Genomic DNA, 4136 nt, shown 5'->3' on the forward strand with positions numbered 1-4136 from the left:
GGGGCCGGCGCCTGCGCCGGCCGATGACGATCCCGTCTATGGCTTGCCGCCGAGTTTGCTGGACGGGGCATTGCAGACCAGCCTCGGCTTGATGCCGGAGGACGCGGGGCCGACGGTGCCGTTCGCGGTGCAGTCGGTGGAGCAGTGGTTGCCGGTGCCGGTGCCCGCCTATGCGGTGGTGCGGCCGGCGGCCGGAGACAGCGCGGCGGTGCGCAAGCTCCAGGTGGAGATCGTCGATCCGCAGGGACGCGTGGCGGTCCGGCTGAGCGGCTTCAGCAGCCGCGCGGTGGAGCGCCCGGCGGCGGCGCAGACGGTGCTGTTGACGCCGAAGTGGGCGGCCCGGTCATTGGCGGTGCCGGCTCAGGCGTCGACGTACGCGCAGCACTGGGTGCTCTGGTGCGAGGAAGTGGTGGGTGTTGAGGGAGCGGCGCAAATCCAGGCGGAACTCCAGGCGGACCCGGCGCCGGCCCAATGCATCCGGCTGAGCGGGGCCGGCACACTCGCGCAGCGCTATGGCGTCTATGCGGGGCAGGTGCTGGCCCAGCTCAAGCGAATCGTATCGGCGGGTTTGGCTGGGCCGACGCTGGTGCAACTGGTGGTGCCGGGGCACGGCGACGGCGCGGTGCTGCAAGGCTTGGGCGGGATGCTGCGCAGCGCGACGCGGGAGTATCCGCTGCTGACTACGCAAGTGGTGTTGGCCGATGCCGGAGCGGGGCTGGCCGAGCGACTGCGCGCGGAAGCCGCGCAGCCGGCGGCAGTGGTGCGCCATGGGTCAACGGGCCGCGACGTGCTGGAGTGGGTGGAGCGGCCGCCATCCGACGGATCGCTGCCCTGGCGGGATGGTGGCGTGTACTGGATCACGGGGGGGCTGGGAGGCCTGGGCCGGGTGTTCGCGCAGGCGATCGCGCAACAGGTGCGCGAGCCGGTGTTGGTGCTTAGCGGCCGCCGCGCGCTGGAGCCCTCGCAGGCGGCCTGGTTGCAGGAGCTGCGGGCACGGGGCGCTCGGGTGGAGTACCGATCGGTGGCGGTCGATGATGGCGCGGCGATGGCGGCGCTATCACGCGCGATCGTGGCAGAGCATGGGCAGTTGAATGGCGTGATCCACACGGCAGGGGTGTTGCGCGACAGTCTATTGGCGAACAAGACCGACGTGGACTTGGGCACGGTGTTGCAGCCGAAGGTGGCGGGTGTCGTGGCGTTGGACGAAGCGACGCGTGAGCTGGCGCTGGAGTGGCTGATGCTGTGTTCGTCGGTGGCGAGTGTCTGGGGCAATGTCGGGCAGGTGGATTATGCGGCGGGCAACGGCTTTCTGGATGCGTATGCGGCGTACCGGCAGGGCCTGGTATCCCAGGGGCTGCGCCGGGGACGGACGGTGTCGTTGAGTTGGCCGTTGTGGGCCGCAGGCGGCATGCAGGTCGATGCGGCGGGCCAGGAGCGGATGCGGCGGTCAACCGGAATGGAGCCCTTGCCGGACGAGGCGGGGATCGCGGCGCTTGTGCAGAGCATGTCCGTGGCGTCGGACGCTTCGCATGTGCTGGTGCTGCATGGGGATCGGGCGCGCCTGCTGGCCAGCGTGCGGACGGCCTATGAGGCGAAGGCTGAGACTGCGCCGGTACAAGTGGAGAGCGCTGGCGAGGTAGGCGCCGGGACCGGCACGGTGCCCTCGGGGGACGCCTTCGCGGGGCAGGTGGAGCGCGCCCTGACGGGCTTGATGGCAGCGCACCTGAAGATGGCGCGCGAGCGCTTGGAACGTGACGCACCGCTGAGCGAGTTCGGTTTCGACTCGATCACGCTGACGTCGTTTGGCAATGTATTGAACCAGCGGTATGGGTTGACGCTAAGTCCGACGGTGTTTTTCGAGGCGCCGACGATCGCGGCACTGACGGCGTATCTGGTGCGTGAGCATGGCGACGTGTTGGTGCCAGCGTTCGTGACGGCGCCCACGACGTCTCAAGTCACAGAGCCGAAGCGCTTGGCCGCCTCGGTGGCGTCAGTCAGCCGTCGCCGAGGCCGTCGGCCACACTCGATGCCGGGCATGCCGGCCGAGCCGGCCTCGGTTCGGCCGGAGCCGATTGCGGTAATCGGTATGAGCGGCTGCTTTCCAGAGGCGCCTGACATCGAGACGCTGTGGGCCAATCTACAGGCAGGACGCGACTGCATCGGAGAACTGCCGGCTAGCCGCTGGAGCGGCCGGCCGGCGCCGGCCCTGCGTCGGGCGGGCGTGATCGAGGGGGTCGAGGAGTTTGACCCGCTGTTCTTCGGGATCTCGCCGCGCGAGGCGCAGGGGATGGACCCGCAGCAGCGGCTGCTGATGACGTACGTCTATCGGGCGTTGGAAGATGCGGGCTACTCGGTGCAGAGCTTGTCGGGCAGTTCGACGGCGTTGCTGGTGGGCACGGGAACAAGCGGCTACGGCCAGATGCTGACGCTGGCGGGCGAGGAAGTGACGGGTTCCAGCGCGGCCGGAGTGGTGGGCTCGATGGGGCCGAACCGGATGAGCTACTGGTTGAACTGGCATGGTCCGAGCGAGCCGGTGGAGACGGCGTGCTCGTCGTCGCTGGTGGCGGTGCATCGGGCGATGGTGTTATTGCGCAGTGGCCAGTGCGGGCTGGCGGTGGTGGGCGGCGTGAACACGCTGCTGTCTCCCGAGGCGCACGAGAGCTTTACGCAAGCCGGGATGTTGAGCGCGGACGGGCGATGCAAGGCCTTCTCGGCGCAGGCCAATGGCTATGTGCGAGGCGAGGGGGTCGGGATGCTGGTGCTCAAGCCGCTGTCGGCGGCGCAGCGCGATGGGGACCACATCTACGGGCTGATCCTGGGCAGTTCGCAGAACCACGGCGGCCGGGCGAACTCGTTGACGGCGCCGAATCCGGTGGCGCAGGCGCAATTGGTGGAGTCGGCGTTCCGGCAGGCGGGAGTCGATCCGCGCACGGTGGGGTACATCGAGGCGCATGGGACGGGGACGTCGCTGGGCGATCCGGTGGAGGTTCAGAGCCTGAAGCGGGCGTTCCGGGCGTTGGCCGAGGGGCAGGCGCTGGCGACCGGGAGCATCGGGCTGGGGACGATCAAGAGCAACATTGGTCACCTGGAACTGGCCGCGGGTGTGGCGGGCCTGATCAAGGTGCTGCTGCAGATGCGGCACAAGCGCCTGGTCAAGAGCCTGCATGCCGAGCCGTTGAACCCGCGCATCGATCTGGAGGGCAGTCCGTTCTACGTGGTGAACGAGGAGCGGGTCTGGGAGGCGCCGGTCGATGAGGCAGGCCGGGCGTTGCCGCGGCGCGCGGGGGTGAGTTCCTTCGGCTTCGGGGGGGTGAACGCCCACGTGGTGCTGGAGGAGTATGAGGAATCGGCCTCGGATGCGCCGCAGGTGCAGGCTCCAACCGTGGTGGTGCTGTCAGCGCGCACAGGCGAGCAGCTTCGGGCGCAGGCGGCGCAGTTGCGGACGTATCTGGAACGGCGCGAGGTGAATCTGGCGTCGCTGGCCTATACGCTGCAAGTTGGGCGCGAGGCGCTGGGGATGCGTCTGGCACTGGTGGTGGGCTCGGTGGCAGAGCTCACGCGCAAATTGTTGGCGTACGAGCAGGGTGAGACCAGCCTGGAGGACGTGTATCAGGGCGAGGTCAAGCGCGGGTCGGACACGTTGTCGGCGTTCGCTGCCGACGAGGACCTGCGGGAGTTGATCGCCAAGTGGCTGGCGCGCGGCAAGCTGGGCAAGTTGGCCGAGTTGTGGGTGCAGGGTCTGGCGGTGGACTGGTCGGCGCTGTATGGCGCGTCGGGGTCATCGCGGCCTTCGCGGGTGAGCCTGCCGACGTATCCGTTTGCGAAGGAGCGGTATTGGGTGCCCGAGAGCGGGTCGGGTACGCAGGCCGCGCAGGCGGCTGGCACGCTGGCCGGCTCGGCTCGCGAAGCAGTGCTGCACCCGCTGGTGCATCGTAATACCTCTACTCTGCGTGAGCAGCGCTACAGCACGTGGCTGACGGGCGAGGAACACTTCCTGCGTGACCATGTGGTACGAGGGCAGAAGCTTGTACCGGGCGTGGCGCAGCTGGAGTGGGCGCGAGCCGCGGCGAGTCTGGCGCTGGAGGAAGATGGTGCGATCCGTATCGAGCAGGTGAGCTGGATGCGGCCCCTGGCGG

General features: G+C 69.0%; 1 protein-coding gene. It reads left to right on the top strand.

Annotated elements, in window-relative coordinates; genetic code table 11:
- On the top strand, positions 1–4136 hold a 4136-nt coding region (locus ACE039_RS30400), incomplete at both ends, for an SDR family NAD(P)-dependent oxidoreductase (protein ID WP_485824204.1).

The sequence above is a fragment of the Achromobacter maghribensis genome, from assembly GCF_057334215.1.